The organism is Acinetobacter brisouii (genome assembly GCF_008993995.1).
Lineage (GTDB): Bacteria > Pseudomonadota > Gammaproteobacteria > Pseudomonadales > Moraxellaceae > Acinetobacter > Acinetobacter brisouii_A.
Genome location: NZ_BKNN01000001.1, coordinates 109,105 through 134,213, shown reverse-complemented (window position 1 = coordinate 134,213; position 25,109 = coordinate 109,105). Strand labels below are relative to the sequence as shown.

General features: G+C 42.4%; 37 protein-coding genes and 1 pseudogene. 8 read left to right on the top strand and 30 right to left on the bottom strand.

From position 1 onward, the window contains the following. Window positions 1-38: 38 nt before the first annotated feature. The 22 genes and pseudogenes from rplO to GBN19_RS00625 form a co-directional block, all read right to left on the bottom strand. Complete coding sequence (gene rplO / locus GBN19_RS00730) at window positions 39-479, bottom strand: 50S ribosomal protein L15 (protein WP_151708678.1); 441 nt, start codon at window positions 477-479, stop codon at window positions 39-41. 3 nt (window positions 480-482) lie between these two features. Further along, the gene (gene rpmD / locus GBN19_RS00725; protein ID WP_004985357.1) at window positions 483-659 is read right to left on the bottom strand and encodes a 50S ribosomal protein L30; all 177 of its coding nucleotides are present in this window, start codon (window positions 657-659) and stop codon (window positions 483-485) included. Between the two features lie 6 nt (window positions 660-665). Continuing rightward, on the bottom strand, window positions 666-1,163 hold the full coding sequence (rpsE, locus tag GBN19_RS00720) for a 30S ribosomal protein S5 (protein ID WP_151708677.1): 498 nt from the start codon (window positions 1,161-1,163) through the stop codon (window positions 666-668). 2 nt (window positions 1,164-1,165) lie between these two features. Then, on the bottom strand, window positions 1,166-1,516 hold the full coding sequence (gene rplR, locus GBN19_RS00715; protein WP_151708676.1) for a 50S ribosomal protein L18: 351 nt from the start codon (window positions 1,514-1,516) through the stop codon (window positions 1,166-1,168). 14 nt (window positions 1,517-1,530) lie between these two features. Continuing rightward, a complete protein-coding gene (rplF, locus tag GBN19_RS00710) occupies window positions 1,531-2,064 on the bottom strand; it encodes a 50S ribosomal protein L6 (protein ID WP_111895262.1) in 534 nt (177 codons plus the stop codon). Between the two features lie 13 nt (window positions 2,065-2,077). Continuing rightward, window positions 2,078-2,473, bottom strand: a complete 396-nt coding sequence (gene rpsH, locus GBN19_RS00705; protein WP_111895261.1) for a 30S ribosomal protein S8 — start codon at window positions 2,471-2,473, stop codon at window positions 2,078-2,080. A gap of 11 nt (window positions 2,474-2,484) precedes the next feature. Then, window positions 2,485-2,790: a 30S ribosomal protein S14 gene (rpsN, locus tag GBN19_RS00700; RefSeq protein ID WP_151708675.1), complete on the bottom strand. Its 306-nt coding sequence runs from the start codon at window positions 2,788-2,790 to the stop codon at window positions 2,485-2,487. Between the two features lie 9 nt (window positions 2,791-2,799). Further along, on the bottom strand, window positions 2,800-3,336 hold the full coding sequence (gene rplE / locus GBN19_RS00695; protein ID WP_151708674.1) for a 50S ribosomal protein L5: 537 nt from the start codon (window positions 3,334-3,336) through the stop codon (window positions 2,800-2,802). A gap of 15 nt (window positions 3,337-3,351) precedes the next feature. Continuing rightward, a complete protein-coding gene (rplX, locus tag GBN19_RS00690; protein WP_111895259.1) occupies window positions 3,352-3,669 on the bottom strand; it encodes a 50S ribosomal protein L24 in 318 nt (105 codons plus the stop codon). 9 nt (window positions 3,670-3,678) lie between these two features. After that, the gene (gene rplN, locus GBN19_RS00685; protein ID WP_004725701.1) at window positions 3,679-4,047 is read right to left on the bottom strand and encodes a 50S ribosomal protein L14; all 369 of its coding nucleotides are present in this window, start codon (window positions 4,045-4,047) and stop codon (window positions 3,679-3,681) included. 92 nt (window positions 4,048-4,139) lie between these two features. Next, a complete protein-coding gene (gene rpsQ, locus GBN19_RS00680; protein WP_111895258.1) occupies window positions 4,140-4,397 on the bottom strand; it encodes a 30S ribosomal protein S17 in 258 nt (85 codons plus the stop codon). Beyond that, window positions 4,394-4,591, bottom strand: coding sequence for a 50S ribosomal protein L29 (rpmC, locus tag GBN19_RS00675; protein WP_004754241.1), 198 nt, complete (start codon window positions 4,589-4,591; stop codon window positions 4,394-4,396). The genes rpsQ and rpmC overlap by 4 nt, the downstream gene beginning before the upstream one ends. Beyond that, window positions 4,591-5,004: a 50S ribosomal protein L16 gene (gene rplP, locus GBN19_RS00670; protein WP_151708673.1), complete on the bottom strand. Its 414-nt coding sequence runs from the start codon at window positions 5,002-5,004 to the stop codon at window positions 4,591-4,593. Before rplP ends, rpmC begins: the two co-directional genes overlap by 1 nt. Further along, window positions 4,947-5,760: pseudogene (gene rpsC / locus GBN19_RS00665) on the bottom strand (30S ribosomal protein S3); the annotation flags it as partial. The gene rplP and the pseudogene rpsC, both read right to left, overlap by 58 nt. 1 nt (window position 5,761) lies before the next feature. Next, window positions 5,762-6,091, bottom strand: a complete 330-nt coding sequence (gene rplV / locus GBN19_RS00660; RefSeq protein WP_004754247.1) for a 50S ribosomal protein L22 — start codon at window positions 6,089-6,091, stop codon at window positions 5,762-5,764. Window positions 6,092-6,102: 11 nt separating this feature from the next. Beyond that, on the bottom strand, window positions 6,103-6,378 hold the full coding sequence (gene rpsS, locus GBN19_RS00655) for a 30S ribosomal protein S19 (protein WP_004641066.1): 276 nt from the start codon (window positions 6,376-6,378) through the stop codon (window positions 6,103-6,105). A gap of 13 nt (window positions 6,379-6,391) precedes the next feature. Continuing rightward, the gene (gene rplB, locus GBN19_RS00650; RefSeq protein WP_111895255.1) at window positions 6,392-7,216 is read right to left on the bottom strand and encodes a 50S ribosomal protein L2; all 825 of its coding nucleotides are present in this window, start codon (window positions 7,214-7,216) and stop codon (window positions 6,392-6,394) included. An 11-nt stretch (window positions 7,217-7,227) separates the two neighbouring features. Beyond that, window positions 7,228-7,548, bottom strand: coding sequence for a 50S ribosomal protein L23 (gene rplW / locus GBN19_RS00645; protein WP_111895254.1), 321 nt, complete (start codon window positions 7,546-7,548; stop codon window positions 7,228-7,230). Beyond that, entirely contained in the window at window positions 7,545-8,147 is a 603-nt protein-coding gene (gene rplD, locus GBN19_RS00640; protein WP_151708671.1) for a 50S ribosomal protein L4, read from the bottom strand. The genes rplW and rplD overlap by 4 nt, the downstream gene beginning before the upstream one ends. A gap of 11 nt (window positions 8,148-8,158) precedes the next feature. After that, entirely contained in the window at window positions 8,159-8,797 is a 639-nt protein-coding gene (gene rplC / locus GBN19_RS00635; RefSeq protein WP_100241842.1) for a 50S ribosomal protein L3, read from the bottom strand. A 60-nt stretch (window positions 8,798-8,857) separates the two neighbouring features. After that, entirely contained in the window at window positions 8,858-9,169 is a 312-nt protein-coding gene (gene rpsJ, locus GBN19_RS00630; RefSeq protein WP_000070912.1) for a 30S ribosomal protein S10, read from the bottom strand. Window positions 9,170-9,532: 363 nt separating this feature from the next. Next, the gene (locus GBN19_RS00625) at window positions 9,533-10,264 is read right to left on the bottom strand and encodes a type 1 glutamine amidotransferase (protein ID WP_151708670.1); all 732 of its coding nucleotides are present in this window, start codon (window positions 10,262-10,264) and stop codon (window positions 9,533-9,535) included. Between the two features lie 158 nt (window positions 10,265-10,422). Between GBN19_RS00625 and GBN19_RS00620 the strand changes: the two genes are divergently transcribed. The 4 genes from GBN19_RS00620 to yihA all read left to right on the top strand — a co-directional run bounded on the left by GBN19_RS00620 (window position 10,423) and on the right by yihA (window position 14,018). After that, the gene (locus GBN19_RS00620; RefSeq protein WP_151776804.1) at window positions 10,423-11,607 is read left to right on the top strand and encodes a PLP-dependent transferase; all 1,185 of its coding nucleotides are present in this window, start codon (window positions 10,423-10,425) and stop codon (window positions 11,605-11,607) included. 211 nt (window positions 11,608-11,818) lie between these two features. Then, complete coding sequence (locus tag GBN19_RS00615) at window positions 11,819-12,583, top strand: globin domain-containing protein (protein WP_151776803.1); 765 nt, start codon at window positions 11,819-11,821, stop codon at window positions 12,581-12,583. 93 nt (window positions 12,584-12,676) lie between these two features. Next, window positions 12,677-13,120: an RrF2 family transcriptional regulator gene (locus GBN19_RS00610; protein ID WP_151776802.1), complete on the top strand. Its 444-nt coding sequence runs from the start codon at window positions 12,677-12,679 to the stop codon at window positions 13,118-13,120. Between the two features lie 76 nt (window positions 13,121-13,196). Next, a complete protein-coding gene (gene yihA, locus GBN19_RS00605; RefSeq protein WP_151776801.1) occupies window positions 13,197-14,018 on the top strand; it encodes a ribosome biogenesis GTP-binding protein YihA/YsxC in 822 nt (273 codons plus the stop codon). Between the two features lie 43 nt (window positions 14,019-14,061). On the opposite strand, the gene purU is transcribed toward yihA, so the two are convergent. Next, complete coding sequence (gene purU, locus GBN19_RS00600; RefSeq protein ID WP_151776800.1) at window positions 14,062-14,928, bottom strand: formyltetrahydrofolate deformylase; 867 nt, start codon at window positions 14,926-14,928, stop codon at window positions 14,062-14,064. 78 nt (window positions 14,929-15,006) lie between these two features. Next, window positions 15,007-15,699, bottom strand: a complete 693-nt coding sequence (locus tag GBN19_RS00595; RefSeq protein ID WP_151776799.1) for a TetR/AcrR family transcriptional regulator — start codon at window positions 15,697-15,699, stop codon at window positions 15,007-15,009. 122 nt (window positions 15,700-15,821) lie between these two features. On the opposite strand from GBN19_RS00595, the gene GBN19_RS00590 reads away from it, so the two are divergent. The 4 genes from GBN19_RS00590 (at window position 15,822) to GBN19_RS00575 (ending at window position 19,675) form a co-directional block, all read left to right on the top strand. Continuing rightward, complete coding sequence (locus tag GBN19_RS00590; RefSeq protein WP_151776798.1) at window positions 15,822-17,258, top strand: coniferyl aldehyde dehydrogenase; 1,437 nt, start codon at window positions 15,822-15,824, stop codon at window positions 17,256-17,258. 167 nt (window positions 17,259-17,425) lie between these two features. After that, complete coding sequence (rpmB, locus tag GBN19_RS00585; protein WP_004754274.1) at window positions 17,426-17,662, top strand: 50S ribosomal protein L28; 237 nt, start codon at window positions 17,426-17,428, stop codon at window positions 17,660-17,662. A 12-nt stretch (window positions 17,663-17,674) separates the two neighbouring features. Then, complete coding sequence (gene rpmG, locus GBN19_RS00580; protein ID WP_001205031.1) at window positions 17,675-17,830, top strand: 50S ribosomal protein L33; 156 nt, start codon at window positions 17,675-17,677, stop codon at window positions 17,828-17,830. A 135-nt stretch (window positions 17,831-17,965) separates the two neighbouring features. Beyond that, window positions 17,966-19,675 carry a cation:proton antiporter gene (locus GBN19_RS00575; RefSeq protein ID WP_151708662.1) on the top strand — a complete coding sequence of 570 codons (1,710 nt, stop codon included), beginning with the start codon at window positions 17,966-17,968 and terminating at the stop codon, window positions 19,673-19,675. Between the two features lie 45 nt (window positions 19,676-19,720). Here GBN19_RS00575 and GBN19_RS00570 read toward each other — a convergent pair whose 3' ends face one another. From GBN19_RS00570 to topA, 6 genes are all read right to left on the bottom strand, one after another. Next, on the bottom strand, window positions 19,721-19,999 hold the full coding sequence (locus GBN19_RS00570; RefSeq protein WP_151708661.1) for a hypothetical protein: 279 nt from the start codon (window positions 19,997-19,999) through the stop codon (window positions 19,721-19,723). Window positions 20,000-20,073: 74 nt separating this feature from the next. Beyond that, window positions 20,074-20,577 carry a DUF6586 family protein gene (locus GBN19_RS00565; RefSeq protein WP_151708660.1) on the bottom strand — a complete coding sequence of 168 codons (504 nt, stop codon included), beginning with the start codon at window positions 20,575-20,577 and terminating at the stop codon, window positions 20,074-20,076. 127 nt (window positions 20,578-20,704) lie between these two features. Further along, window positions 20,705-20,950: an RNA recognition motif domain-containing protein gene (locus tag GBN19_RS00560; RefSeq protein WP_151708659.1), complete on the bottom strand. Its 246-nt coding sequence runs from the start codon at window positions 20,948-20,950 to the stop codon at window positions 20,705-20,707. A 70-nt stretch (window positions 20,951-21,020) separates the two neighbouring features. Continuing rightward, the gene (locus tag GBN19_RS00555; RefSeq protein ID WP_151776797.1) at window positions 21,021-21,590 is read right to left on the bottom strand and encodes an HdeD family acid-resistance protein; all 570 of its coding nucleotides are present in this window, start codon (window positions 21,588-21,590) and stop codon (window positions 21,021-21,023) included. 18 nt (window positions 21,591-21,608) lie between these two features. Next, window positions 21,609-22,367: a hypothetical protein gene (locus tag GBN19_RS00550; RefSeq protein ID WP_151776796.1), complete on the bottom strand. Its 759-nt coding sequence runs from the start codon at window positions 22,365-22,367 to the stop codon at window positions 21,609-21,611. An 81-nt stretch (window positions 22,368-22,448) separates the two neighbouring features. Next, window positions 22,449-25,094 (bottom strand): type I DNA topoisomerase, encoded by a 2,646-nt coding sequence (gene topA / locus GBN19_RS00545; protein WP_151776795.1) that lies wholly within the window; start codon window positions 25,092-25,094, stop codon window positions 22,449-22,451. Window positions 25,095-25,109: the final 15 nt, after the last annotated feature.

The window sequence follows — 25,109 nt, the reverse complement described above, 5'->3', positions numbered from 1 at the left end:
ACATGACCTGAGGAACTAGGAGACATAGACACTAGTGATTACTCCTCGACTTTACCGCCAGCAGCTTCAATTGCAGCTTGTGCGCCTTTAGTCAATGCAACACCTTTAACAGTGAACGCACGAGTTACTTCACCAGAAAGTACAACACGAGCACGAAGTTGATCGCGACGTACTACGTTTGCAGCTTTTAAAGTTTCAAGACTAACGATATCGCCTTCTACTTTAGCAAGTTCTGATAAACGTACTTCAGCAGTTTTTAAAGCGATTTGGCTAGTGAAACCAAATTTAGGTAAACGACGGTAAATCGCTGTTTGACCACCTTCAAAGCCTGGACGTACGCCACCGCTTTTACGTGATTTTTGACCTTTAACACCACGACCACCAGTCTTACCAACACCTGAACCGATACCACGGCCAAGACGACGGTGTTCGCGTTTAGCACCTTCTGCAGGTGCAATCTCATTTAAACGCAGAGTCATGGCTTATTCCTCTACACTAACCATATAGTAGACTTTATTGATCATACCACGGTTAGAAGGAGTGTCTTGCACTTCTACAGTATGACCGATGCGACGCAGACCTAAACCTTGAAGGCAAAGCTTGTGATTTTTCAAGCGATGCGAAGCAGATTTAGTCTGGGTAACTTTAATCGTTTTCATGATCGATTACCCTTGAATTTCTTCTACTGATTTACCACGTTTCGCAGCGACTTTCTCAGGAGAAGTCATATCACGCAAACCTTTGAAAGTTGCGTTTACTACGTTAGCAGCATTTGTAGAACCATAACATTTAGCAAGTACGTTATGTACACCTGCAGCTTCAAGAACGGCACGCATAGCACCACCAGCAATTACGCCAGTACCTTCTGAAGCAGGTTGCATGTATACACGGCTTGCGCCATGACGAGCATTCACAGGATGTTGTAAAGTATTACCAGCAAGGTCTACAGTGATCATGTTACGACGAGCAGCTTCAAGCGCTTTAGAAATAGCAGCTGGAACTTCACGTGCTTTACCACGACCGAAACCTACGCGACCATTACCATCACCAACCACAGTTAACGCTGTGAAAGAGAAGATACGACCACCCTTAACAACTTTGGCTACACGATCAACGGCAACCAGCTTTTCAACAAGACCTTCGTTTTGTTCAACTTTAGCCATGATTAGAACTCCAAGCCGTTTTCACGAGCAGCATCAGCCAAGGCTTTGATACGACCATGATATTTAAAACCAGAACGGTCAAATGCAACTTTGGTAACACCAGCTGCTTTCGCACGCTCTGCGATTAAAGCACCTACTTTAGTCGCTGCTTCAATATTACCAGTTGCACCAGCACGTAAAGTAGCATCTAAAGTTGAAGCTTGCGCTAAAACTTTGCCACCATCTGCTGAAATAACTTGAGCATAGATGTGACGCGGAGTGCGGTTTACACACAAACGAGTCGCACCCAATGCACGAATGTGCAAGCGTGTGCTTTTCGCACGACGCAAACGGGTTTGTTTCTTTTCGTTCATAAGAACCTCGCGCCTTATTTCTTCTTAGCTTCTTTACGAAGAACAACTTCATCCGAGTAACGAACACCTTTACCTTTATATGGCTCTGGTGAACGGTAAGAACGGATATTTGCAGCCACTTGACCCAACAATTGCTTGTTAGCTGATTTCAATACGATTTCAGTCGCTGTTGGAGTTTCTGCAGTTACACCTTCAGGCAATGTGTAATCGATTGGATGCGAGAAACCGAGGTTTAAATTAACCACGTTTCCTTTGATCGCAGCTTTATAACCGACACCAATAAGTTGTAACTTACGTTCGAAACCTTCGTTAACACCTTTAACAAGGTTGTTCAATACAGCGCGAGCAGTACCAGCTTGCATCCAAGCGTCTTTCGACTCTTTAACTGGAGCAATTTGAAGTTTACCTTCTTCCTGTTTTAGCTCGACCAGCGCATGCAGGTTGAAAGACAAAGTACCTTTGCTGCCTTTCACTTCGACCTGCCGGCCGTTCTGAGTAACTGTTACACCGTTAGGTACAGTTACTGGGGCTTTAGCCACACGAGACATGAGGAATCACCTATTAAGAAACAAAAGCAATAACTTCACCACCAACGCCCGCAGCACGTGCAGCGCGATCAGTCATGATGCCTTTGCTTGTAGAAACAATTGCAATACCCAAACCTTGCTTAACGCTAGGAAGTTTATCTTTACCGCGATATTGGCGAAGACCTGGACGGCTTACGCGTTTCACAGTTTCAATAACTGGCTTGCCTTCAAAATATTTTAAAGTAATAGTCAAAGTAGCTTTGCCTTCATTGTCAGCAACTTCTACATTTGAAATATAACCTTCTTGCTCTAAGACGTTTGCAATAGCAACCTTCAATTTAGAGCTTGGCATAGAAACAGTTGATTTCTTAGCCATTTGTGCGTTACGAACACGTGTTAACATGTCGGCAACGGTATCTTGCATACTCATTTAGTCGCTCCTTACCAGCTTGCCTTCACAACGCCTGGTACATCACCTTGCATCACAGTATCACGTAGTTTGTTACGGCTTAGACCGAACTTACGGAAATAACCATGAGGACGACCAGTTAAACCACAACGGTTACGAAGACGTACAGGAGATGCATTACGTGGCAATGCTTGTAATTTTAACATCGCTTCAAAACGCTCTTCGTCGCTTGCATTTACATTTGCAATCGTAGCTTTTAATTCAGCACGTTTTGCAGCAAATTTAGCAACAGTTTTTTCGCGTTTTAATTCGCGATTAATCATACCTTTCTTAGCCATATCGACCTCTTATTTGAACGGGAAGCCGAATGCACGCATAAGCGCACGGCCTTCGTCATCGGTGCGAGCAGTAGTAGTGATAGTAATATCCATACCACGAATACGATCAATCTTGTCGAAATCGATTTCAGGGAAAACGATTTGTTCTTTCAAGCCCATCGAGTAGTTACCACGACCGTCGAAAGATTTCGCTGAGAAACCACGGAAGTCACGGATACGAGGGATTGCAATCGCGATCAAACGATCCAAGAATTCGTACATACGTTCGCCGCGTAAAGTAACTTTACAACCGATCGGCCAACCATCACGGATTTTGAAACCAGCGATAGATTTACGTGCAAGTGTAAGCACTGGTTTTTGACCAGCGATTGCTTGCATATCAGAAAGCGCGCCATCTAATAATTTTTTATCAGCAGCTGCTGCGCCTACACCCATATTCAGAGTGATTTTTGTGATGCGAGGAATTTCCATCACATTCTTAATGCCAAGTTCTTCTTGTAACTTAGCTTTAAGTTCTTCGTTGTAACGTGTTTTAAGTCTGGCCATCGCCGTTTCAACCTATTACTTCGCTACCGCCACTGGTTCACCATTTGATTTGTAAACGCGAGTTTTCACGCCTTCAATCACTTGGTAACCAACACGGTCAGCCTTTTGGGTTGTAGCATTTAAAATTGCCACGTTTGAGATATGAAGCGAAGCTTCCTGAGTAACGATGCCGCCTTCAGCGCCAGTTACACGGTTTGGCTTTTGGTGCTTCTTCACTAAGTTAAGGCCTTCAACCTTAACACGGTCTTCAGAAATAGACAGAACAGTACCCTGTTTGCCTTTTTCTTTACCTGCGATCACAATTACTTGATCGCCTTTTTTAATCTTAGCCATGATCGCCTCTTATAGAACTTCAGGAGCCAATGAAATGATTTTCATGAACTGTTCAGTACGAAGTTCACGAGTCACTGGTCCGAAGATACGAGTTGCAATCGGAGCTTTGTTGTTGTTCAAAATAACAGCTGCGTTATCGTCGAAACGAATAACTGAACCATCTGGACGACGGATGCCGAATTTTGTACGTACAACTACCGCATTCATCACGTCACCTTTTTTAACACGGCCACGTGGAATTGCTTCTTTTACAGTAACTTTAATAATGTCGCCAACAGAAGCATAACGACGATGTGAACCACCAAGTACTTTAATACATTGTACGCGGCGAGCACCACTGTTGTCTGCTACGTCGAGCATACTTTCGGTTTGAATCATTGCCCTACTCCAAAACCGAGCATCACCGGTCGCAATTTCGAAAGACGCATAGCGTACTCGAAATTAACCGATGATGCAACAAGAACGTCTAATTACTCAGCAGCCGCTTCAACTACTTCCACTAAAGTCCAAGCTTTAGTTTTAGAAATTGGGCGGCTTTCTTTGATGGTTACGATATCGCCAGTTTTAGCAGTATTGTTCTCATCATGAGCGTGTAATTTTGTTGAACGGCGGATTGATTTGCCATACAACGGGTGTTGAACGCGGCGTTCAATAAGAACAACAATAGACTTGTCCATTTTGTCGCTTACAACTTTGCCGGTTAACGTGCGGACTGTTTTTTCACTCATTGTCCGTTCCCCTGTTTTTCGGTAAGGAGTGTCTTAATACGAGCAATCGCTTTGCGCGCAACTTGTACTTCATGAGATTTACCCAATTGACCAGTTGCCTTTGCCATACGAAGACGGAATTGGTTAAGCTGTTGCTCATCAAGCAAAGCTTTCAACTCTTCTACCGATTTTTCACGTAGATCTTTAGTTTTCATTACATTACCGTCCGAGTCACGATAGTGGTTTTAAACGGAAGTTTAGCAGCAGCTAAAGTGAATGCTTCACGCGCTAACTCTTCGTTCACACCTTCAATTTCGTACAGGATCTTACCTGGTTTGATCTCGCAAACCCAGTATTCCACGTTACCTTTACCGTTACCCATACGTACTTCTAATGGTTTTTCGGTAATTGGTTTGTCAGGGAATACGCGGATGAAGATTTTACCACCACGTTTGATACGACGGCTAATGGTACGACGCGCAGCTTCGATCTGACGAGCAGTCATACGACCACGTTCAGTTGCTTTAATTGCGATCGAACCAAATGATACTGTACTACCACGATGTGCAAGACCAGTGTTACGGCCTTTTTGCACTTTACGGAATTTGGTACGTTTTGGTTGCAACATGGATTATTCTCCCTTGTCTGCAGCACGGTCTGAACGACGACCACGACGCTCTTGACCTTCACCACGACCACGACCGCGTTTAGCTGGACGTTCTTCGGCTGGAGCTGGGTTCATGACTTGTTTCATGCCACCCAAGATTTCACCACGGAAAATCCAAACTTTAACACCAATCGTACCGTAAGTTGTTTCTGCACGCATAGTTGCGTAGTCGATGTCAGCACGAAGTGTATGTAAAGGTACACGACCCTCACGATACCATTCTGTACGAGCGATCTCTGCACCACCTAAACGACCAGAAACTTCAACTTTGATACCTTTAGCACCAGCACGCATTGTGTTTTGTACCGCACGCTTCATGGCACGACGGAACATGACACGTTTTTCCAATTGAGAAGCGATAGCTTCAGCAACTAGACGAGCGTCCAAGTCAGGGCGATCAATTTCGTTGATGCTTACTTGCGCAGGCACACCCATGATAGTGGTGAGCTCACGTTGTAATTTTTCAATGTCTTCGCCTTTTTTACCGATCACGATACCAGGACGAGCAGTGCTAATTGTTACTTTAGCAGCGCCTGTTGGACGTTCGATAAGAATATTGCTGACCATCGCATTCTTAAGTTTTTTAGTCAAAAACTCACGAACTTGTAAATCTTTAAGCAAGTATTCAGCGTATTGTTTCGGATTCGCATACCAGTTAGCGTTATGACGTTTCACAACACCTAGGCGGATACCGATTGGATGAACCTTCTGACCCATATCAAACCCCTACCTTAACGGTGATGTGACAAGTACGCTTAGTAATACGATCTGCACGGCCTTTAGCACGTGGCATAATACGTTTAAGGCTAATGCCTTCATCAACGTAAATCGTAGAAACTTTAAGGTCGTCTACATCTAAACTGTTATTGTGTTCAGCATTCGCAATTGCAGATTCCAATGCTTTTTTAACTAAAACTGCAGCTTTTTTATTGCTGAAGTTTAAGATGTTAAGCGCGTGAGCAACTGACTTGCCACGGATAAGATCTGCAACCAAACGAGCTTTCTGTGCCGAGATAGCGGCACCGCGTAATTTAGCAGTTACTTCCATCATAGCACCTATTAACGTTTAGACTTCTTGTCAACACCGTGACCACGATAGGTACGAGTTGGCGCGAATTCACCGAGTTTGTGACCAACCATGTGTTCAGTAACAATTACTGGAACGTGGTTACGGCCATTGTGTACAGAGATTGTTAGACCAACAAAATCCGGGAGGATCATCGAACGACGTGACCATGTCTTGATCGGCTTACGGTTGTTAGCAGCAATAGCAGCTTCAACTTTAGCGAACAAGTGCGCATCGACGAATGGACCTTTTTTCAATGAACGAGGCATTAATCAGATTCCTTTACTTGACGCGACGATCGCGAATAATCATCTTAGTCGTACGCTTGTTGGTACGTGTCTTGTACCCTTTAGCTTTTTGACCCCATGGGCTCACAGGTTGAATACCTTTGTTACGCCCTTCACCACCACCATGTGGGTGATCAACTGGGTTCATTGCCATACCACGTACGGTAGGACGAACACCACGCCAGCGCGCAGCACCAGCTTTACCCAATGAGCGAAGGTTGTTTTCTTGGTTAGAAACTTCACCAATTACAGCGCGACATTCAACATGAATTTTACGCATTTCGCCTGAACGTAGACGAACAATTGCGTAAGAACCATCACGACCTAACAACTGAACAGAAGTACCAGCAGAACGTGCTAATTGAGCACCTTTACCGATTTTAAGTTCAACATTGTGTAGAGTAGAACCGATTGGCATGTTACGAAGTGGCAAGCAGTTACCTGGACGAATTGGAGCATCGTTACCAGATTGTACTTTATCGCCAGCACGTAAGCCTTTAGGCGCAATGATATAACGACGTTCACCGTCAGCATACAAAACTAATGCAATGTGTGCAGTACGGTTAGGATCGTATTCAATACGCTCTACAGTAGCAGGAATGCCATCTTTATTACGTTTAAAGTCAACAAGACGGTAGTGTTGTTTATGACCACCACCTACGTGACGAGTTGTAATGTGACCGTTGTTATTACGACCACCAGTACGTTTTTTAGCTTCAACCAACGGAGCATGAGGCGCGCCTTTGTGAAGATGGCTATGAACCACTTTCTCTACAAAGCGACGTCCTGGAGACGTTGGCTTACATTTTTGAATCGGCATAATTTTCGTCCTTATTCCGCTGCGCTTTCAGCGGTATCGCCCAAGTCAGCCATTTCGACATCTTGGCCAGCTTTCAGGGTGACGTATGCTTTTTTAACATCAGAACGACGTCCTAATGTTTTACCAAAGCGCTTAGTCTTACCTTTAGTGATTGTTGTGTTTACTTTCACAACTTCAACACCAAATAGTTGTTCAACTGCTTTTTTGATTTCAAGTTTGTTTGCATCAAGTGCAACTTTAAATACTTGAACACCAGCAGTTTCACCTAAAACTTGAGCTTTTTCTGAGAATACTGGTCCTTGAAGGACTTGATAGATACGTTCGTTGTTCATCCGAGTTCTACCTCAATTTTCTTAGCAGCAGCCACAGACATAACAACTTTATCGAACGCAATCAAGCTAACAGGATCGATTGCAGTTGCATCAACCACATCAACGTGTGGAAGGTTACGCGCTGCAAGATATAAATTCTCTTCAACAGCTTCTGTAACGATCAATGCACGAGGAGCATTCAAGTCGTTAAGTTTTGCAAGCAATTCTTTAGTTTTCGGAGCTGCAACAGCAATCTCTTCAACCAATACAAGACGATCTTGGCGAACAAGTTCAGCTAAGATACATTGCATTGCACCGCGGTACATTTTACGGTTAACTTTTTGAGACCAGTCTTGTGGACGAGCAGCAAATGTTTTACCACCGCCAACCCAGATTGGGCTACGAATAGAACCAGCACGAGCGCGACCAGTACCTTTTTGACGGAATGGTTTTTTACCACCACCAGATACGTCAGCACGTGATTTCTGAGCTTTCGAACCTTGACGACCGCCAGCTAAGTAAGCTGTAACAACTTGGTGTACAAGTGCTTCGTTAAAGTCACGACCGAAAGCAACTTCAGACAATTCAACAGCAGAGCCGGAAACAGTTTGTAAATTCACGTTATTTCCCCTCAGGCCTTGATCGTAGGACGAACGGTAACGTCACCACCAGTAGCACCAGGGACTGCACCTTTAACAACTAGAACTGAACGTTCAGCATCAATAGCAACAATCTCAAGACCCTGAGTAGTTACGCGTTCAGCACCTAAATGGCCAGCCATTTTTTTGCCTTTGAATACGCGACCAGGAGTCTGGTTTTGACCAGTAGAACCTAAAACACGGTGAGAAACCGAGTTACCATGTGTAGCATCTTGTGTACGGAAGTTCCAACGCTTAACACCACCTTGGAAACCTTTACCTTTAGATGTACCAGTAACGTCAACGATTTGACCAACTGTAAACATATCAACAGTTAGAACACCACCAACTTCACGACCTTCAAGATCAGCTTCTGTAGCGCGGAATTCTTGAACTAGACGACCAGCAGCAACACCCGCTTTCGCAAAGTGACCTTTCTGAGCGTTAGTTACGCGAGATTCGCGACGTTCACCAGTAGTGATTTGAATCGCTTGATAACCATCAGTTTCAAGCGTTTTGATTTGAGTGATGCGGTTTGGATCAACCTCAATCACTGTTACAGGCACAGAAACACCAGCATCTGTAAAGATACGGGTCATACCGCACTTGCGACCGACTAAACCAATAGCCATGTGCATAAACCTCTAAAAAAGCGGCCTAATTAACTTAAGAGTGTTAATTAACCGAAAGCCTTAACCCAATGCGATCTGAACATCAACACCAGCTGCAAGATCCAATTTCATCAACGCATCAACAGTTTTGTCTGTAGGTTGAACGATATCGATCAAACGTTTGTAAGTACGAATTTCGTATTGGTCACGAGCATCTTTATTTACGTGTGGTGATGTTAAAACGTTAAAACGTTCGATGCGAGTTGGCATCGGGATTGGACCACACACTTGTGCGCCAGTACGTTTTGCAGTTTCTACGATTTCTTGAGCTGATTGATCAATTAAACGATGATCAAAAGACTTCAAACGGATACGAATTCTCTGGTTAGACATACCAGTTAACTCCAAGCCAAAATATATAAAGAATCACCCATGACGCATCTCACCTATTGGTAAGTGTCAAGGGCAGTGAAAATCACTAAGGTCATGATCGATGCCACGACTGTTACGATTAGGTTATATTTTTCAATAACCATACTCTCTTTGAGAGGTCGCTCATTATAACCATTGTTCAATGATTACGCAAATATCTTTTGCATATATTTTTACCGATGATCAAGTCTGTTCCTATTTTCAAAAGATTAGCTTTTAAAAATTAAAGCCTTCAATCAAACCGCTTTGATTAGGCGATCGCCATTCATTTTTATTTAAATCACAACTTTTTTATTTTTACACTGACTTTTCAAAAAATGGGGGTTAGGCACTTTTTAAAACAAATTCAATCGCACGATTCAACAAGTCATTGCCTTGTAAAAAATATTGGAGTGGTGTTTTTTTTAGGTGATCAATACTACGAATCTGCTCTCCATCCAAAACAGCGATTTTGTCATCATCATCCAAGAAGTTTTGCAATACATCAGGGGTCATTTCCGGATGAAACTGAAAGCCCAAAACATTATTGCCGATTTGATACATTTGATTACGGCAAACTGGATTTTCAGCCAGATGGATTGCACCTTTTGGAATATCAAAAGATTCATTGTGCCACTGCAAAACACTAAATTCTTTTGGCAGTTCAAAACAATGTTGAGGAACATTATCAATGCGGTAGACCGTACTCCACCCCAACTCTTTGTGTGTATTGCGGCTCACTGCAGCACCCAAAGCATTCGCAATCAGCTGACCACCCAAGCATAAGCCTATCGCAGGTTTGCCCGTTGCCAAGTAACGGCGAATCCAGCGCTTTTCTATTTTTAACCAAGGATAATTCGCCTCATCATTCACACTCATTGGCCCTCCCATAATAATTAAGAGATCCACATCCTCAATTTGAGGTAGTGCTTCGATTTCTAAGCATGTATCGCTCGGCAAGGCAAAAAATTCTGTCGCAGTAATTTTGGCTTGATGAGCTTTTAAAAATTCATAGCAGCTACCAAACCCTTCCCCTGCGATGTGTTGAAAATAATGAACTTTTAAATGCGTCTTCATGCATCATTGTCCCATAATTGCGATGATTAAACTTTAATTAGCAAAAATAGCGCCAACTTTTAGAAAAAAGAGTCCTTTTTTTTGATTTTTTATTTCTATTATTTTTTGATCCAAATCACTTAAATTAATATCAATCTTTTGATTCATAGAGCAATCCTTTGAAAAAATCACCTCAAACCCAACTCATTCATGCACCAAGATTAGCTCCACAATATATTGAAACCATTCAACCTCCCCTTTATCGCGCATCAACTATTATTTTTGAGAACACTCAAAAGTTATTTGATCGGCATTGGAGTGATCGTTATGACTATAGTTATGGCACACATGGCACGCCAACCACCTATACGCTTGCCGATAAAATCGCACAGCTTGAACATGGTCAATACTGTTTATTAACCCCTAGTGGTTTATCTGCCGTTAATTTAGTCAATTCCGCCTTACTCAAATCAGGAGATGAAGTTTGGGTTCCCGATAATATCTACGGCCCAAGCATGGCACACGCACGCTATTTGGAGCAAAATTTTGGGGTCATTGTTCGGATATACAATCCACTCGACTATGATAGCTTTCAGCCCTCCAAACAAGCCAAGCTGCTTTGGCTAGAAGCTGCAGGATCAGTCACTTTAGAATTTCCAGATCTAGTCAATCTGGTTAAAAAAGCCAAACAGCACCAGATTACTACTGTTCTCGATAATACTTGGGGTGCAGGTTTAGCCTTTAATGCTTTCGATTTTTCAGATGAACATTTATCTGTTGATATTAGCGTGCATGCGCTCACCAAATACCCAAGTGGTGGTGGTGACATTTTAATGGGCAGTGTCGTGACGCAAGATCATACACTCCACTTAAAGCTACTCCATCTTCATGCCACTCAAGGCATTTCTGTTTCAGGAGATGATTGTGCCCAAATTCAGCGCAGCCTTGCACATATGCAATTACGCTATCAACAACAATCCATGACTGCTCAAGCAATTTTGCAGTGGCTCAAACAACAAAATAAAATTCAACAAGTTCTACATCCAAGTGATTCTCTTTCAGCTGGACATAAATTCTGGCTTGAAGTTTGCCAAGACCAACAAAGTGCAGGTTTGGTCAGTGTCATTTTCCAAGAACACTACACGCTTGAAGATATCCGTCGCTTTTGCGATGCCTTACAACTCTTCAAACTCGGCTTTAGTTGGGGCGGTCCTGTGAGCCTTGTTATGCTTTACGATTTAAAAGAGATGCGCAATCTAGAACACCCGCATCTTGCAAACGGCTTCCTAGTTCGCTTTTGTATTGGTCTAGAATCGAGTGAAGATTTGATGACTGACATCAAACAGGCCCTTCAAGTTCTATAACATTGTCATTTCTGCTTAGCTTTTCTATATTGCTAAGCAGACTCTTATTCATTCATACACTTGTCATTATTTTTTATTAAAAATATTCCGAACAAAAAATTTCCATAAAAAAAATATGTGTTTTATGGGTCAACCCTCTTGTTTTTCTTTCTTATAAAATTTATTTTAAATACATCTTAAATAGTCACAGCCATTACAAAAAGGTTCAGCCATGACTCCAGAACATATCGCTCTTGTTAAATCTACAGTTCCTGTCCTTCGTGAAAATGGGGTTGCGCTGACTTCGTATTTCTATAAGCGCATGCTCAACAATCACCCTGAACTTAAAAATGTTTTCAATCTTGATCACCAAAGTACAGGTCGCCAGCCACGCGCTTTGGCTGCTGCGGTTTTAGCTTATGCTGAACATATTGAAAACCCAAGTGTTTTAGCCAAAGCAGTCAATCATATTGCCAACAAGCATGTCAGTCTTAACATTCAGGCAGATCATTACTCGATTGTTGGCGAAAACTTACTTCATTCAATTAGTGAAGTGCTTAATGTACCTTTTGAATCAGAATTGATTGAGGCATGGAAACAGGCTTATCTACAATTGGCAGATATCTTAATTCATGCTGAAAAACAAAAATATGAACAGCTTGCGGCACAAAATGGCGGTTGGGCGGGTTGGCGTGGTTTTGAAATTACAGCGATTGAAGCACTAGAATCGGGTAAACGTTTTACGCTTAAACCTGTTGATGGTCATGCGATTAGCGAAGGACAAGTTGGCGCTTATATTTCTGTAAAAATCAAAGTGCCAAATCATGAAATTGAACAGCCACAGCAGTTTAAATTCTCAGCACAGCAAGACAATACTGAATATCACATTGAAGTTCGCCCAGAAGAAAATCATAGTGAATATGATGTTGCCAACATCTTGCTTGCAAACTATAACGTAGGCGATCAAGTCCAAGTTTCAGCACCACTTGCCGACTAATCAAATCCCCCTCATGTACAGATATTGACAAAAGTTTCATTTTTACAGGCTTTAGTATTAATATCTGTACATATATATGATTATGTCTTACTTATGCAGCTTAATAAGTTTACCGATTATGCATTACGCATCTTAATTACAGTCGCCCAAACTCGCCAAGCCCCCTATACCATCGCTGAGCTTGCAGAGTGCTTACAAGTACCTGCCAACCATTTAGTTAAAATTGTTCACTTCATGGCTAAACAGCAGTGGATTATTACCACTCGTGGTAAAGGTGGCGGTATTCGTCTCAATCCTGAAGCTTTGAGTGCTCGACTCGGAGATTTAGTCAAAATCCTCCAAGGCGAAGTCAATATTGTGGAATGCAATAATCCTCCCTGTATATTGCGTCCGCAATGTGGTCTAAAAGGTATTCTTGATCATGCTGTTGATCAATTCTATGCCAGTTTAAATGCTTACACACTTGGTCAAGTCCTCGACACATCAACCCCCAATGCTGTTGCTGAGCATTCTCCAATTGCTTTACTCAATTTATAAAAATTGAAAATTCGCACCATAGAGCCGCTTGCTTTATACTATAGATGACATTGTTTATCTCGCGTGAAATCTATCTATGCATCGTTATGCAAAATCTAAAGACACCAAGGCGAGACTTGCACCTAAGCAAAAGATTAGCTATGAAAAACAGCCTGACCCAGCCATTACGGGTTATGCGGTGCAGTCCCTAAACTGGTTACGCCAAGCCGAATTCTTGATGAGCGCTCCTAAACTTGCGCTTTGTGTAGAAGATACAGGTTATGAAATTGCATTTGCAGGTCGGTCTAACGCTGGAAAATCCAGTGCAATTAATGCCTTAACCAATCAAAAGCAATTGGCACGCGCCTCGAAAAAACCAGGACGCACCCAAATGATTAACTTTTTCAGTTTGGGCAATCCAAATCAGCGCTTGGTTGACTTACCAGGTTATGGTTATGCTGCTGTGCCTGAAGAAATGAAGCGCGTTTGGCAAAAAGAACTGGAAAATTATCTGATTCACCGTGAAAGTCTGCAAGGTTTGGTGCTTCTCATGGATATTCGTCATCCACTACAACACTTTGACTTGATGATGCTGGAATGGGCACATTCACGTAAATTGTTTGTTCACATTCTACTGACGAAAGCAGATAAACTGAATCGTGGCCCTGCTAACAAAGCTTTGCTTGAAGTGAAACAAGCCTTGAAGAAAATGAAAATGCAGTTTTCCATTCAACTGTTTTCTTCACTCAATAAACAAGGTTTGGAAGAGTTGGCTGCGGTCATGGCAGGTCGTCTGCATTATATTCTCGATGATAATCAACAAGTCATCGACATCAATATGATTCCTGAGGCTTCTGATGACGATGCCGAAGATGATCTTGATGACACTGAAGATGAAATCGAAACTGAAACCCCATAAATAAAAAGGCATGTTCAACATGCCTTTTTTATTGCCATCGTGCTTACTGGAACACCACCGTCTTGTTGCCATGCACAATCACACGGTCTTCTAAATGCCACTTCACCGCGCGTGCAAGCACATTACGTTCAACATCTTCACCGAGTTCACGCAACTGTTCAACGCTATATTGGTGGCTAACACGCTCAACATCCTGTTCGATAATTGGACCTTGATCGAGCTCCGCAGTCACATAGTGTGCTGTGGCACCAATCAATTTCACCCCTTTTTCATACGCTTGTTTGTACGGGTTTGCCCCCACAAAGGCTGGCAGGAATGAATGGTGAATATTGATAATTTTCATTGGCCATTTAGTGACAAAATCTTCATTCAAGATTTGCATATAACGTGCGAGCACCAACAAATCATTGCCCTGCATCAATTCATCAATTTGTGCATAAGCTTCGGTTTTATTGTCTTTGGTGATTTTAACAACCGTAAATGGAATACCAAAATTCTCAACCGCTTCACGAAGATCTTCATGGTTAGAAATGACCTGAGTGATTTCACATGGTAAAGAACCACGTGAATGACGCCATAACAACTCAAGTAACGCATGGCCAACTTTAGACACCAAAATACCGACTTTTTTCACATCGCCGACAAAGGCCAAACGCCATTGCATTTCATAACGTTCTGCAACATTGGTGTCAAAGGTTTGCAATAAGGTATCTTTACGGCTTTGCAAATGATCGAGTTCAAACTCAACACGCATGAAGTAACGCCCGCCCTGAGCTTCCGTAGCATACTGGTCGAGTGCAGTAATGTTCGCACCTTGATGATACAAAAAACTCGATACAGCTTGCACGATGCCTGGCTTATCTTCACAAGTAATCAGCAAACGTGCGGTATTGGCAGTGGTCATATTCATGTTACTCTATATCAATAATTCATTTAAAAAAGATAGCCGAGTATTCTACTCTTTTTTTAAAATATCACCTACTGGTTTTTATGTCTGTGATTGTAAAGCCAAAACATTAAACCAATCAGATGGATTTAAGCTATTTAATAACGCCTCATATGTTGCTCGGCTTTCACCCTGCAAATACGGTCCTTCCAAAAACAACATCTGGCGGAGTGCCTGCCAAACCCATTTATCTTCAAGTTGATTGTGATCATCTAAATGCCCTGTCATAAACAGGAAATTTGTCCAATTCGTCAACACAATCCAGATATTCACAATCAATGCTTCAATTTCTACAGGTGTCATTTTCATGAGACCTGCATCGACAAATGCCTGATAAATACATTGACCTTGCTGCATGACTTGACGCGCAAATTGTGCATACTGCTGTTTAAAATTCAGATCATTTTCAGCCAAATGATAAACATCTCGGTGTAAAAACCGATAACGCCAGAGCTGTTCACTGAGTACCTGAAAATAGCGAATTTTATCATCAGCGTTTACAGATCGAGCTTTTGGCAAAGCGAGCATCTCTAGCGTTTCACGTTGATACTGATCCGTCAGCGCTTTAATAATTTCTTGTTTATTTCGGAAATGATAATACAAATTACCAGGGCTCATTTCGAGCTCAGCTGCAATATGATTGGTGGTGACTGCACGTTCACCACGTTCATTAAACAATTGCAGGCTCAGATTCAAAATGCGCTGTTTGGTCTTTACTGTTTTTGTTTGTGACATGTACGACAACCAATGGGGCGGGTCAAAAAACTGTAACAGCCTAGCACAATTCTATGCTTGACTGTTTAGAGTTTTTACTCTAAAAGTGTTCAATACCGATAATATGCAAGGAGGCATCTATTATGCAAACCATGACTTCTATAACTCCTGAGCGTATTGAGCAACAACTGACGCATATTTTAAAACAACAAAAACAAGCTTATCAGCGCTATCCAATGCCATCAGCCAAAGATCGTATCGAACGTTTGGATCGACTAAAAGCAGTTTTGGTGAAATACCAAGATCAATTTGCAGAAGCGATTAGTCAAGATTTTGGCAATCGAGCTTTGGGTGAAACCCGAATTGGAGAGATACTGACGTGTCTTGAACAAATTCGCTATTATCGCAAAAACCTGACCGCATGGATGAAGCCTGAAAAGCGTCACATTAGCTGGTTGCACCAACCTGCCAAAGGCTGGGTACAATTTCAGCCACTAGGAGTGATTGGCATCATTGCACCATGGAATTATCCACTTTTACTCTCGATTGGTCCGCTGATTTGCGCACTTGCCGCAGGCAATCATGCCATGATCAAAATTTCAAGTGCTTCGGCCTATTTTGGCAAAGTTCTCGATACTGCGTTATCTGAAGCATTTCCATGTGAATTGGTCTCAGTGGTCAACGGAGGGGGGATTATTTCCGATGCTTTTAGCCACCTCGCTTTTGACAAAATGATTTTTACTGGCTCAACCAATGTTGGCAAAACCGTCATGCAAGCGGCTGCCCAAAATCTAGTGCCCGTGATTTTAGAACTTGGTGGAAAATCCCCTGTACTGGTTCATTCTTCGATGCAAATGAAAGATGTTGCGCTGCGCGTGGCTGTTGGAAAATTATGGAATGCAGGTCAAACCTGTGTTGCGCCTGACTATATCTTTCTACCAAAAGGCAAAACAGCCGAATTTATTGAGCACTTTAAAGTTGCGGTACAACAAATGTACCCACACTTGGCAAACAACCAAGACTATACGGCAATTATTAATGATAAACAGTATTTGCGTTTACACCGCTATTTAGAAGATGCGCAACGCTCTGGTGCTAAAATTATTGAAATTAATCCTAAGCATGAATTATTGAGTACACAACGTAAAATTGCACCGACACTGGTGACGGGTGTCACAACAGAGATGCAACTGATGCAACATGAAATCTTTGGCCCGATTCTTCCAATCATGGAATATGAAAATATTGAACAAGTCATCGAGTTTATTAATCGCAGACCGCGTCCACTTGCGTTATACTACTTCGACTTTGATCAAGCTCGTGCCGATTATGTCGCTGAACGAACCCACTCAGGACATTTTGGTCAAAATATGGTTCTCAGCCATGTTGCACAAGACGATTTGCCTTTTGGCGGTGTTGGTGCATCAGGTATGGGAAAATACCATGGACCAGAAGGCTTTTTCAATTTGTCACATGAACGCTCGATGATGTCGAACCCTAAACTATATAGTTTAAAATTCGTACTACCACCGTTTAATAAGCCAATTCACAAATTGATTTCTAAAGCACTCCTGCGCTAAATGATCAAGGCATGAGCTATTGATTACATTCAAGAGTCGTTTTATGTAAAATTGCTTGTCTTTTAATCGCATTTTTGGTATAAAACGCCCCTTGAATCAATTCAATCTGTTTGTTTTATGACTGGCCACAGGATTGCTGTTGGCTAAATCATCAATGGAGTTCCACCATGTCTAAGGTTTGCCAAGTTACCGGCAAGCGTCCAGTCGTTGGTAACAACGTCTCACACGCAAACAACAAAACCAAGCGCCGGTTCGAGCCGAACCTGCACCACCACCGTTTTTGGTTAGAAAGCGAAAAACGTTTTGTGCGTATTCGTTTATCTACTAAAGGTATGCGTATTATCGACAAATTGGGCATTGAAAAGGTTGTAGCTGATCTTCGTGCTCAAGGTCAAAAGATCTAAGGAGTCATAGAAATGCGTGATAAAATTCGCCTAGTTTCTTCTGCGGGTACAGGTTATTTCTATACCACTACTAAGAACAAACGTACTATGCCGGAAAAAATGGAAATCAAAAAATTTGATCCAAAAATCCGTCAACACGTAATTTTCAAAGAAGCTAAAATCAAATAATTTTAGCTTCCGAAAAAAACGACTCCTTTTGGGGTCGTTTTTTTTGCCTTTTTTTTAAGGTTATTGCTACTATCTATAAAATCTTCAATTTTTATATTTTTTCTTTGCTTTTTCTCACGTTTTGAGGAGTCAGTAGTGCCACATAATGTTGACCTGATTGTTCTACTCGCCGTGGGTTTTGGTCTAGCATTATTGTGTGGCTATATTACTGCACGGCTACGCCTTCCCCCACTGATTGGTTACTTAATTGCAGGGATTTTAATTAGTCCCAATACCCCAGGTATCGAAGCCGATATCGGGCTTGCCAACCAACTTGCCGAACTTGGTGTTATGTTTCTCATGTTTGGCGTTGGTATGCATTTTTCTCTCAATGATTTATTACAAGTTAGACGAATTGCATTACCAGGCGCAATCCTACAAATTGCTGTTGCAACAGTTTTGGGTGGGCTCGTTGCGATGTTCTGGGGCTGGTCGTTCGGTTCTGCCTTGGTCTTTGGTTTAAGCCTATCTTGTGCAAGCACAGTGGTTTTACTGAAAGCTTTGGCAGATCGTGGTTTACTCGAATCTGTTAATGGCAAAATTGCGGTCGGCTGGCTCTTGGTTGAAGACTTGGTGATGGTGCTGGTCTTAGTCATTTTACCTGCAACCGCTGTCTTACTTGGCGGTAAAGCCTTAGATCATGGACATGCAGCATCGAGCAGTATCTGGCTCACCCTTGGGCTGACCTTACTAAAAGTGGCAGGCTTTATCGCCTTTATGCTGGTTATTGGCAAGCGCCTTGTTCCTCTCATTATGCAGTTTGTCGCGCGTTTAGGTTCCCGTGAATTATTTACTTTAACAGTCGTTGCCTGCGCCGTTTCGATTGCCTATGGCTCATATGCCATTTTTGGTGTATCCATGGCACTTGGCGCATTTTTCGCAGGGATGGTGGTAAAAGAATCTGATTTTAGTCACCGTGCTGAAGAGGAAACCTTACCTCTACGTGAAATTTTTTCGATTTTATTCTTTGTCTCAGTCGGAATGCTGTTTGACCCACGTATTATTGTCGAACAACCCTTACATATCCTTGCGGTTGTTGCAATTATTATGTTGGGTAAAACCATAGCAGCGATGGGCTTGGTTCTATTTTTCCGCTATCCAATCAATACAGCGCTGACAGTTGGAGCAAGCTTAGCACAAATTGGAGAATTCTCTTTTATTCTTGCCACACTTGGTATTTCACTGGGCTTACTCACCACCACGGCTCAAAATCTGATTCTGGCAGGGGCATTATTTTCTATTACACTCAATTCATTTGTCTTTTCCGCCATTGAACCTGCTCAACGCTGGATTCGTGAACGTTCACATCTGGCTCGCTTACTTGAACGTAGTGGTGACCCACTTGCAATGCTCCCCGATGAAATGGATCAGGCGTATTTACGCGATCAGGTCGTGATTGTTGGACATGGTGAAGTTGGCAGACGTATCACCCAGACACTGATGGAACAAAATATTAAAGTGGTGATTGCTGAAGAAAACCGTGAAATTGTTGAAAAACTTCGGGAAAAAGGGATTGCCGCGGTCAGTGGTATTGCAACTGAACCTAGCGTCCTGATTCAAGCGCATATTATGCATGCTCGAATGTTGATTATCTCACCTATGGATATTTTAGATATTCATCGGATTGTTGATATTGCCAAGCAACTCAACCCTGAGATTCAGGTTTTAGTCTGTGCTGAAAATAAAGAACAAGCTGAAGTGATTCGTGCGGATCAGATTGGTGAAGTATTTTATGCCAAAGAAGAAATGGCGATTAATATGAGCAGACATATTCTGCATCAGATCGAATTGGCACATCAGCATTAATCATAAAAAAACGTACAGCCGAAACTGTACGTTTTTTATTATAAATTAACTAAAGACTGTGGGTGGCTCATCAACCACTTCAGCCTGCCATTGATTGGCCTGCTTTTCAAGCAATCCCAAAAGTGCGGCCTGAATCATGTGCTGTGCAACGATGGCTGTGTTTTCACCCAGCAATGCACGAACTTCTTCATTAAATTGGATTGTGACCAAAGGTGCTTGTTCAGAGCCCGCATTACGAAGTGCTAACTCACCATTTTCAAGTTGCACAAGCTCAAGAATGGCATCTTGATTACCAAATAACTCTTTTAATTGCTGTATAGACATACGACCTCCATACGCACCATGAGCGGAACATTTAGACTAACTTATATGGGTGCAGAAATGCAAAGTTCAAGTTGTTAAAATTCGACCATTTCATTACGAAAGCCATCAATTAAGCGGCTTAACTCACGATGCCATTCACGCAAAATCTCAATATCTGGCAACCATGATTGTGGTCCCTGAGTCACCTTAATAATTAAATTCGATGAGGTTTCTTGCTCTGGGGCTGGCGCTGTTGGCTCAGGTGAATATTGGCACATGCGGTAAGCACGTTTTAATTCAGCAATAAATCCATCTCGGGCAAGTTGTTGCATGACAGTCACTTCAGGTGAAACCTGCCCTTTTTCTCCCATATGTTCTTCAATCGACTTCAATGTTGGCTGTGCATCATTCAACCGATAATAACGCACCAACTCTTGCAAAAATGCCAAAATCGCACCATGCAAATGAAATACAGCAGCTTCACGATACGCTTGAATTTGCTGTACATGATCGGTCTGCTCTGCTTGCAAACATGCTAAACGTGCAAAATATAATTTTTGATTGGTACGATCGGCATGATAGCGAGCAACACGTGACATAATGATTCCCTTTCAAATAATTTCAGATAACCTGTTCATAGATTAGCGCTAGTGCTCTGCTTTGAATATAGTTTTTTGATGTTTTTATATAAAAAAAGGAGTACAAAATGACTCCTCTTTTACCCTGCTATTCGGAAGCATCGGCGGCTTTGACACGAATTCCAAAGCCTTTTATTTTCAATGTATTTAAACCTTTAATGGCTTTAATCGCTTCACGAGCATGAGGCATTTCAACAAAACCAAAACCTTTTGATTTACCTGTTGTTTGATCAAGGACAACTACACATGAATCAACTTGCCCATACGTCTGAAACAACTCCAATAATTCGGCTTCAGTAATTGAGCGCTCTAAGTTACGAACTAAAATTTTCATGTTTAACCTTTTTGCATCAGTGCAATCTATCTTTGTGTCAAGTGTAGCAAAAGTTGATCATCTTGTTTGCTTAACTATCAGCCGAGCTGGGTGGAATCTGATGAATTACCGCAGCTAAGTTGAGATAATTTAATCCCTGAACAAGCAGATCAATCGCAAAACATAGCCCCAATAACCATACAGCCGCATGTGGTGTGACTAAAATCAGCAGACCTGTCAATGTGGTTAAGAATCCTGATATTAAAATCCAGCACCATCCTTGAAACACTCGAAAGAGCCATGCTTTGATCATGTGTAATCCGCCAGCAATCACAAAAACTCCCCCCAATAATTGAGTTAAGAACTGTGCTGTACTCCACGGATGTTGAAAGACAATACTCCCTGCGACAAAATAAGCGATGGCAAAAATAAGCCATAGCACGCGTATTCCACCTTCAAAAAATAAAAATGCGGCGATCATATGTAAAAATGCGGCAAGCATTAGCAACAAACCGAAGAACACAACCATACTGAAAGTGGCAAATGGCAGACTTCCTAAAAGCACTATTGCAAAGGCGATAAGCAATCCACCAATCATCAAATACTTGTTGCGTTGCTGGTGTAATTGATGACGCACCAAATCATTTCCAACGGTTAGCATGAGATTTTCTCTAATGACTTATTTTAACCAGCCCACTTCAATCGCTGTGGCTTTATTTAATCCAACCTGTGTAAGACTGTCGGGCATTTTATTTTGCGTTGCAGAAAGTGCAATATAACCGCCCATAATCTCGGCTTGTCTTTGAGGATAAAGCGGTTGTTGCTCTGGTTGGGTATAGCCCAGTGGATAAATAGGTTGACCTGTAGCCAAATCATATTTATCTGTTGCGCCAAAGGTATGCAATAGCTCATGGGTGACCACAACTTCATTTTGCGCTGCCTGTGCAGTAGATGCAAATAGGTTTACTGAACCAATTTTGCCTTTTTCTAAGGCTGTGGAATGTTTTAATGCTGAGGTTTGCTGAGGATCATAATAATTTAAATACAAGGTTACCGTAGGACGACCATCGCTGGACTGGTGCTGCTTCCAAGCGTAATAACGGAATTTCAAACTCCACACAATCGCTTGCAGCGCGGTGGCATTTTCTGGAACTTTTGGAGGGATTTGTGGTAACTCACGCCCAAGCTGATAAATAAAATCAACTTTTTTTCCACGATAAGCCGCACTGGTCTCAGCTAAAAAATTCTGTGAATCCTTAAAATTTTCTATGTTTAGCTGCCGAATATATTGTTCAGTGGTGGTTTGCCCATCGGCATTGACTGGATGTAATAGCACCAAAACTGGAAGATCCCAATTTTGGTTTTGGTCTCGCCATGCATTAACCGCAACCACAAGTAACACTGACAATAAAATTAATATTCGAATTTTTTTCCACATATCCCCAACCTATTTATTGTTGTTCTATAAAAAATGCCAGCAAATTTGCCAGCATTTTTAAATCAATTTCAAATGACGGTCTTAACCTTCAACCCACTTACCATCCTGATAAACAAGACTCCATTTGGTCGGCTTGCCTTCGGCATTTTCAGAGCCAATATACTGAGCCTGATTCTTACGACTGAATTTAACAATCGTTACATTGCCTTCTGGGTCAGCATCGGGTGCTTGTAATAAGTACTGATATTTCGGATCAAGCTGTTCAGCCACCGTACGTAGCTCTGCTACTTTGGGTGCGCGTGTTTCACGAATTTTCGGAAACTTACTTGCTGCCAAAAACAGACCTGCTGCGCCATCTCGCAACACGAAGAAATCATCATGTTTTGCTGAACGGAGATGTTCCATTTTAATTGGATCAACACGTGGAGGTGCAGGCTGACCATTTTTCAGAACTTTACGGGTATTGTCACAACTGGTGCAGGCAAAGTAAGGGCCAAAACGTCCAGTTTTCAATTGCATTTCACCATCACACTTGTCACATGGAATGGTCGGGCCATCGTACCCTTTGATCTTGAACTCACCTTCTTCGAGTTCATAACCTTCGCAGTCTGGGTTATTCCCGCAAATATGCAGTTTACGACCACCATCAATCACATAGCTGTCCATTGCCGTACCACATTTTGGACAACGGCGTTTAGACATAAGATCGGCAGTTTCAGCACCATCATCATCAGAGAGCACTGCCAAAGACTCAACTGGCGTCAGGTTAAGCGTACCTTTACAACGTTCTTTCGGTGGCAAGTTATAGCCCGAACAACCAAGGAACACCCCTGTTGTTCCCGTACGAACCTGCATCGGACGGCTACATTCTGGACAGTGAACATCAGCCACTTCCACAGGCTGATTACGGCGCATACCATGATCGCCTTGTGCGACTGTTAAACGGTTTTTAAAGTCACCATAGAACGTGTCGAGTAACTCTTTCCAGTTACGCTCACCTGTTGCAACTCTATCGAGCTGACCTTCAAGATCTGCTGTAAACGCATAGTTCATCAGGTTGTTAAAACTTTCATCCAAGCGGTCAGTGACAATCTCACCCATTTTTTCCGCAAAGAGACGACGATTTTCCAGTTTGACGTAACCGCGTTCCTGAATGGTCGAAATAATCGCAGCATAGGTCGATGGTCGACCAATCCCACGTTTTTCCAATTCTTTGACCAAAGACGCTTCTGTAAAGCGTGCTGGTGGCTTGGTAAAATGTTGTGATGGATCAAGTTTTTCCAGATTAAGGACTTCACCGACTTTCACCGCAGGCAACAACACATCATCATCAGACTTGTTTTGACCACGGACTTTGGTAAAGCCATCAAATACCAAAGTACGACCTTTGGCTTTTAGTTCAACACCATTGGCATCGACCAAAATGGTTGAAGATAGATATTCCGCTGGTGTCATCTGACATGCCACAAATTGGCGCCAGATTAAATCATACAAACGCTGGGCATCACGCTCTACACCCACCAACTGATCACCTGAAAGGGCTACGTTAGATGGACGAATGGCTTCATGCGCTTCTTGTGCACCCGCTTTATTGCCATAACGATTTGGTTTTTCTGGCAAGTATTTCGCGCCAAATTCCGTTTCAATATGGTGACGAACCATATTCACCGCATCATCACTCAAGAAAGTCGAGTCGGTACGCATGTAGGTAATAAAACCTGCTTCGTACAAACGCTGCGCCAACATCATGGTTTTCTTCACAGAGAAACCTAAACGCGTACTGGCTGCCTGTTGTAACGTCGAGGTGATATATGGCGCACTTGGATTAACCTTGGTTGGTTTATCCTCGCGGTTAACAACTTTATATTGAGCATCTTTTAAGATCTTCAATACAGCATCAGTTTCCGCTTTATTGCGTAATTTGAGGGTCTTGCCTGCTTGCTTGACTGCTTCTAGACGAATGTCATCGTTCAAAGATTTAGTATCTGCAAAGACTTGCCAATATTCTTCTGGGATAAAAGCACGAATTTCACGCTCACGCTCTACCACCAGTTTAACCGCAACTGATTGAACACGTCCTGCCGATAAACCACGTGCAATTTTCTCCCACAACAGTGGTGAAATCATAAAGCCAACCACTCGGTCTAAGAAACGACGAGCTTGTTGTGCATTAACACGGTGAATATCTAAACGAGTCGGATGCTTAAACGCTTCCTGAATGGCATTTTTGGTAATTTCGTTAAACACCACACGCTGATAACGCGAGTCATCGCCACCGATCACTTCACGTAAATGCCAAGCAATCGCTTCCCCTTCACGGTCCAAATCCGTTGCGAGATAGATTTCATCGACTTGTGAAGCCAGTTTTTTTAACTCAGCAACCACATGTTCTTTGCCCGGCAAAACTTCATAATGTGCTGCCCAATCATGTTCAGGGTCGACTCCCATACGATTGATCAGCGCAAGCTGTGATTTTTGCTGTTTCTCGGCATCGGTTAATTTGGTACGGGTGGTTGGTTTTTTCTCACCCGTTTTATTGGCTGAACCGCCTGTCGGCAAGTCACGAACGTGACCGACCGAAGACTTGACGATATATTCATTCCCCAAATACTTGTTAATGGTTTTCGCTTTGGCTGGCGACTCCACAATCACCAGTGCGCGTTTTTTAGTCGCACTCGCGGATTGTTCTGTAGTCGTTTTAGCGCTAGACCGAGGAGCATTCGCCATAATGGTATTCGTTTC